Consider the following 1685-nt stretch of genomic DNA (forward strand, 5'->3'; position numbering starts at 1 on the left):
GGGCCAAGTGGTTGGGCGTTCGGCTGGACGCGGCGGAGCCGCAATGGTTGGCGCTGGGCGAGCGGGGGCGACGTGCCGCTGGGCGAGGAGAGCGAGCGCTATGCGGTGCGCGTGCTGCAGGGCGGGGCGGTGGTGCGCAGCGCGGAAAGCGCGACGCCGCAATGGCAGTATGATGCGGCGATGATCGCAGCGGACGGGATGGCTGGCCAGGCGGTGACGCTGGAGGTGCGGCAGGTGGGCACGTGGGCAACCGGACGGGCGGCGCGGATCGATGTCATCGCCTGATCATCGGCGCGAATTTATCAGGAGACGGAATATGGATGTGACGCCGCGATGGGCCTTGCCCCTGTTGTTCGCCGGGCAGGCGCAAAAGGAAATGTTCCACAATGAAGCGCTGGTGCGGATCGACGCGCTGGTTCACGGGATCGCGCAAAGTGCAGACCTGGTTAGCCCGCCGTCGTCGCCGGGGGTCGGGCAATGCTGGATCGTCGCTGAGGGCGCTGAGGGCGATTGGGACGGGAAAGACGGGTCGGTGGCGTTATGGACCGACGGCGGCTGGCGCTTCATCGCCGCGCAGGCGGGATTGCGGTTGCTGGTGGCGGATCGCGATCATGCGCTGCAGCATGATGGGCGCGAATGGCGCGGCGGCGCGGAGCGGGCCGATGGCCTCTATGTCGACGAGTTGAAAGTCGTGGGGACACGCCAGCCGGGAATCACGGCCCCAACCGGGGGCGTAACGATTGATAGTGAAGCGCGTATTAGCATTGCCACCATGCTGACAGCTTTGCGGGCACATGGCCTCATTCATTCGTAATTCTGTAACAAACGCATTTTTGTGTTGGGGCGTTTACCTTTTAGTATTAGGGGAGGGTTAAATAGCCTGAACCGATCACGAACAGCGTGCTAGTGCGCTATTTTTGCAACGGTTTCTCTATTTGTGGACTTGCTATGAAACCTTCTTCTCGATACAGGGTTTCAGCAGTCCTTCGTGACACTTTTGAAAGGGGAATTCAGATGCGGAAGCTTGCCCTCGCGGCTGCTCTTGCTACCACTGCCTTGGCCACCCCGGCTATGGCACGTGACGACAGCTGGTACATTGGCGTAGACGCCGGCGTACTGCTGGTCGAAGACCAGACCATGACCTTCTCGGCCGTTCCGGCTGGTGGTCGTGCAGCGCCTTCGCTCGATTATCATAAGGGTTATGATGTCGACGCCAATATCGGCTACGACTTTGGTGGTTTCCGCCTGGAAGCCGAAGCGGCTTACAAGCGCGCCAAGATCGACCTCGACAAGACCGGCTTCGGCGGCGCGGCTTCGGCTCTGTCGTTCATGCTGAACGGCTTGCTCGACTTCGGTCCCGATGACGGCCTGCAGGGCTTCGTCGGCGGCGGTGTCGGCGTTTCGCGCGGCAAGATCGCTTCGGACATCGTCAACGACAGCGACACCGGTTTTGCATGGCAGGCACTGGCCGGCGTGCGTTACCCCGTCACCAACAATGTCGACGTTTCGCTCAAGTATCGCTTCTTCAACCAGGACGATATCGAGCTGATCCCGGCCTACACCTCGGCCTTCGGCGTTGCCGGTTCGACCGCAAGCACCAAGCTGCGCACGCACAGCCTGCTGCTCGGCCTGACCTACAACTTCGGTTCGCCGGTTGAAGCGGCTCCTCCGCCGCCCCCGCCGCC

Annotated in this window: 2 protein-coding genes and 1 pseudogene; all 3 read left to right on the top strand. The window is 62.3% G+C overall.

Annotation, left to right across the window (positions count from 1 at the left end):
• Nucleotides 1–285, top strand: a pseudogene (locus BF95_RS25250) (phage tail protein); the annotation flags it as partial.
• Nucleotides 286–316: 31 nt separating this feature from the next.
• Entirely contained in the window at nt 317–814 is a 498-nt protein-coding gene (locus BF95_RS25255; protein WP_043155616.1) for a DUF2793 domain-containing protein, read from the top strand.
• Nucleotides 815–1014: 200 nt separating this feature from the next.
• A partial coding sequence (locus BF95_RS25260; protein WP_043155617.1) for an outer membrane protein occupies nt 1015–1685 on the top strand: 671 nt, incomplete at its 3' end.

The sequence above is a fragment of the Sphingobium sp. Ant17 genome, from assembly GCF_000588875.1.
Lineage (GTDB): Bacteria > Pseudomonadota > Alphaproteobacteria > Sphingomonadales > Sphingomonadaceae > Sphingobium.